Source organism: Streptomyces alkaliphilus, assembly GCF_014141535.1.
Taxonomy (GTDB): domain Bacteria; phylum Actinomycetota; class Actinomycetes; order Streptomycetales; family Streptomycetaceae; genus Streptomyces; species Streptomyces alkaliphilus.
On the sequence record NZ_VKHT01000484.1, the window covers coordinates 1 to 3,852 of the forward strand.

The following is a 3,852-nucleotide window of genomic DNA, read 5'->3' on the forward strand; positions in this document are numbered from 1 at the left end:
GTGGGGGTCCCGGAGAGTTTCGAGCTGTGCACGCGCGTCGTGCGGCCGGGCGGCCGCATCGCCAACATCGGGGTGCACGGGAAGCCGGTGGTCCTGCACCTGGAGAAGCTGTGGGCGAGGAACGTGACGATCACCACCGGGCTGGTGGACACCTTCTCCACCCCCCGCTTGTTGCGGATGCTCGCCGCGGGCCGGTTGACTGCCTCGTCGCTGGTGACCCATACCTTCGGGCTCGACCGGATCGAGGAGGCCTACGAGGTCTTCTCGGATCCGGGGAAGACCGGAGCCCTGAAAGTGGTGATCCGACGGGAGTGAGCCCCGGGCACCGCATGGAGCCGCGGTATCCGGTACTCCTCCCCCGGTTCCGTGGTGGTGCTCCCGCCGTCGGGGGTATCGGCGCGGCGGTGGGGCGGAAGCAGCCGCAGTGCGTGGTCCACCCCGCGCAACAGATCCGCCGGTTGCACGTGGTGGTGGGCGGCCGGGTGGCGCAGGTACGCCGGCGACCGGGGTCGGGGGCCGACCCGTTTCCGGGGGAGCCGCGAGCGGTCGATGTCGATCGCGCCCGCCGGATCGGCCGGACGCTCCCCCGTGGCGTGCAGCAGGGACGCGACCGTGGCCCGCAGTTCCCGCTCCACATCCGTCACGTGGCATGACCCCACTTCATCCGCGCATGCGGCGATTACGGGGATCGGGGCGGCGGGAGCGGGAAGCGCTCTCCCGCCACCCGACGAGGGGGAACCTTGGCGTTCCGCCGGCCCCCGCTTCCGGACGCGGGCCGGTCCTCGCCGCCTCTGTGGGCCTCATTACCGGGCATCCGTGACTTCCCCTCGGCGGTCATGCGCCGTCGAGTATTTCCCTGGTGCGCCGCCACGCACAGCGGAGCATCGCGGGCTTCCGGAAATCACATGATTTCGAGGTTTTTTCACCAGGGAAATCCCGGAGCCGCGAAGGCCCACCCAGGGGAATCGTGAAATCGAAGAACGAGGATTCGGGGGATTACCCGCGGCAGCTCCGGGAAATCCCCGGGCGAGTTCCGCGAAGTCCCGCGAGGTCACTTCCTCCCCATCTCCCATGGACCCACCGACCTTTCCAGCAGTTAAAACCATCGACGAGCCCACGACAGGCCACTTTGATGTGATGGGGACCGACCGGCCCGAGGACCCGGAAAGTAGTTCCTGGTTTCCCGATGTGGAATCCCCACAATCGGTCGACATCCCCGGTGAGACACCGAGGGAAACACGCGGCAATGTCGGCGGGTCGACCGGCACCAAGAATCACGCGCCCCTGTTCCCGGAATCCCCGATGCACCCCCGAAAAAGGAAATCGATACGGAGCGGCGACGACTCCCGGCGTCACCACTGATGAAATCCTTGGTGGAAATTCTCCGGGATGGGTGAATATCAAGCCGAAAGCGTTCCCTTCCCGATCCGCTCCCGGTGGGCCGGGACGGGCACGCCCGCACCCTTCCCCCGATGCCCCCTCGGACCCGGGAGGGGCGCCGGGACACCGGCTTCCGCGGATCCGTGCGCAACCCGTTGACGTGTCGCCCGGAAGACCATAACGTCCGTGACTCGAACTTTCGGGAAAGCTCCGAAAACTTTCGGACCAGTCGACCAAAGGTGAGAGACCCCGATGAGATCCGCGCGTTTCGCCCTTGCCGCCCTCGTGGCCACCGCCGTGGCCCTCCCCCTGGCGGTGTCCCCGGCCACGGCCGCCCCACGACCCGACCACCGGCCCGCTCCCCACGTCAACGTCAAACTCCCGCCCCACGCCCAGGCCAAGTTCAATCGACTGCGCTGGGCCGCGCCGGAGGGGTTCTACGTCGGGACGGCCGTGGCGGGCGGGGGACACCATCTCGAGCAGGACTACCCGGACCCCTTCACCCACGACAAGGTGTACCGGAAGATTCTCGGTAAGCAGTTCAGCTCGGTCTCCCCCGAGAACCAGATGAAGTGGGACTTCATCCACCCCGAGCGGGACCGGTACCGCTTCGAGGAGACCGACGCGATCATCGACTTCGCCGAGCGTCACCGTCAGGTCGTGCGCGGCCACACGCTCCTGTGGCACAGCCAGAACCCCGCCTGGCTGGAGGAGGGCGACTTCACCGCGGAGGAGCTGCGCGAGATCCTGCGCGAGCACATCACCACCGTCGTCGGCCGGTACGCCGGGCGGATCCAGCAGTGGGACGTGGCGAACGAGATCTTCGACGAGGAGGGGGAACTGCGTACCCGGGACAACATCTGGATCCGGGAACTCGGGCCGGGCATCGTCGCCGACGCCTTCCGCTGGGCGCACGAGGCCGACCCCGCGGCGAAGCTGTTCTTCAACGACTACAACGTGGAGGGTGTCAACGCCAAGAGCGACGCCTACTATGCCCTCGTGCAGGAACTGCTCGCGGAGGGGGTCCCGGTGCACGGGTTCGCCGTGCAGGGCCACCTGAGCACGCGTTACGGCTTCCCCGGCGATCTCGAGCGGAACCTGCTGCGGTTCGACGAACTCGGCCTGGAGACCGCCGTCACCGAACTGGACGTGCGGATGGATCTGCCGGCGAGTGGCCGTCCCACCAAGGCGCAGTTGATGCAGCAGGCCGACTACTACGACCGGGCGCTGTCCGCCTGTCTGGCCGTGGAGGGTTGCAACTCCTTCACCATCTGGGGCTTCACGGACAAGTACTCCTGGGTACCCACTTTCTTCGAGGGTGAGGGTTCCGCCACCGTGATGACGGAGAAGTTCGTTCCCAAGCCCGCCTTCTTCGCGCTGCGTTCGACTCTGAACCAGGCCCGCAGGGGCTGAGGTTCTCCGCTCCGCCCGTCGCGGTGACCGCGGCGGGCGGAGCGGGACCCCGCGGGCCGAGGGTCACGCGGTGCCGTCGGATGGTCGGCCGACCATGATCCGTTGGAGAAGGATGAAGGCCAGCAGAAGGACCCCGATCACAATGCGGGTCCACCAGGAGCTGAGGGTTCCCTCGAAGGAGATCACGGTCTGCACGGTGCCCAGCACCAGGACGCCCAGTACCGAACCGGCCACGTAGCCGACGCCTCCCGCCAGCAGTGTTCCGCCGATCACGACGGCGGCGATGACGTCCAGTTCCATGCCCACGGCGTGCAAGCCGTAGCCGGAAAGCATGTAGAGACCGAAGAGAAGGCCGCCCAGGGCCGAGCAGAGACCGCTCACCACGTAGACGCCCACCTTGGCCCGGCCGGTGGCCAGCCCCATGAGACGTGCGGAGGATTCACTTCCCCCCACCGCGTACACGGTGCGTCCGAAGCGGGTGCGGTGCAGTACGTACATCGCGACCGCGACGACGACCAGCGCGATGATCACGGCGGGGGTCACCACGATGTCGCCGGGGAGGTTGAGGGTCGCGGTCGCGAGATCACGGAACGCGGGGTCCCGGATGGAGATCGACTCCACGCTGATGAGGAAACACAGCCCCCGGGCCAGGAACATGCCGGCCAGGGTGACGATGAAGGGCTGGACCCGGAAGTGGTGGATCACCAGCCCCATCAGGAGACCGAGAGTGGCACCGGTGGAGAGGACCGCCACGACGACCACCGTGGGAGGCCAACCGGCCTGGAGGCCGGCAGCGGCGATCATGGTGGACAGGGCGGCGACCGCCCCCACGGAAAGGTCGATGCCACCGGTGAGGATGACGAATGTCATCCCGACGGCGAGCACGATGAGGAAGGCGTTGTCGACGAACAGGTTCGCGACGATCTGGCCGGAGGCGAAGCCCTCGTAGCGCAGGGATCCGGCGCCGAAGGTGAGCACGAAGACGACGAATGTGGCGACCACCGGCAGAAAGCGACGGGGCGGCCGAATGCGGCCCGGAAACTCCCACGGGCGGGTGGG

The 3,852-nt window shown here is 67.6% G+C and carries 3 protein-coding genes and 1 pseudogene; 2 read left to right on the top strand and 2 right to left on the bottom strand.

Features of this window, described 5'->3' with window-relative positions:
- Window positions 1–315, top strand: a pseudogene (locus FNQ90_RS15350) (alcohol dehydrogenase); the annotation flags it as partial.
- Here FNQ90_RS15350 and FNQ90_RS15355 read toward each other — a convergent pair.
- Window positions 252–644, bottom strand: a complete 393-nt coding sequence (locus FNQ90_RS15355; protein ID WP_182606898.1) for a hypothetical protein — start codon at window positions 642–644, stop codon at window positions 252–254. The pseudogene FNQ90_RS15350 and the gene FNQ90_RS15355 sit on opposite strands and share 64 nt — an antisense overlap.
- 988 nt (window positions 645–1,632) lie before the next feature.
- Between FNQ90_RS15355 and FNQ90_RS15360 the strand changes: the two genes are divergently transcribed.
- A complete protein-coding gene (locus FNQ90_RS15360) occupies window positions 1,633–2,793 on the top strand; it encodes an endo-1,4-beta-xylanase (RefSeq protein WP_182606899.1) in 1,161 nt (386 codons plus the stop codon).
- A gap of 63 nt (window positions 2,794–2,856) precedes the next feature.
- Here the strand turns inward: FNQ90_RS15360 and yjfF are convergent, their stop codons facing one another.
- Entirely contained in the window at window positions 2,857–3,822 is a 966-nt protein-coding gene (gene yjfF, locus FNQ90_RS15365) for a galactofuranose ABC transporter, permease protein YjfF (RefSeq protein ID WP_182606900.1), read from the bottom strand.
- Window positions 3,823–3,852: the final 30 nt, after the last annotated feature.

What these genes read in the sequence shown, in the direction of transcription:
- FNQ90_RS15360 (WP_182606899.1), top strand. Translation starts at nt 1,633, where the DNA reads ATGAGATCCGCGCGTTTCGCCCTTGCCGCCCTCGTGGCCACCGCCGTG.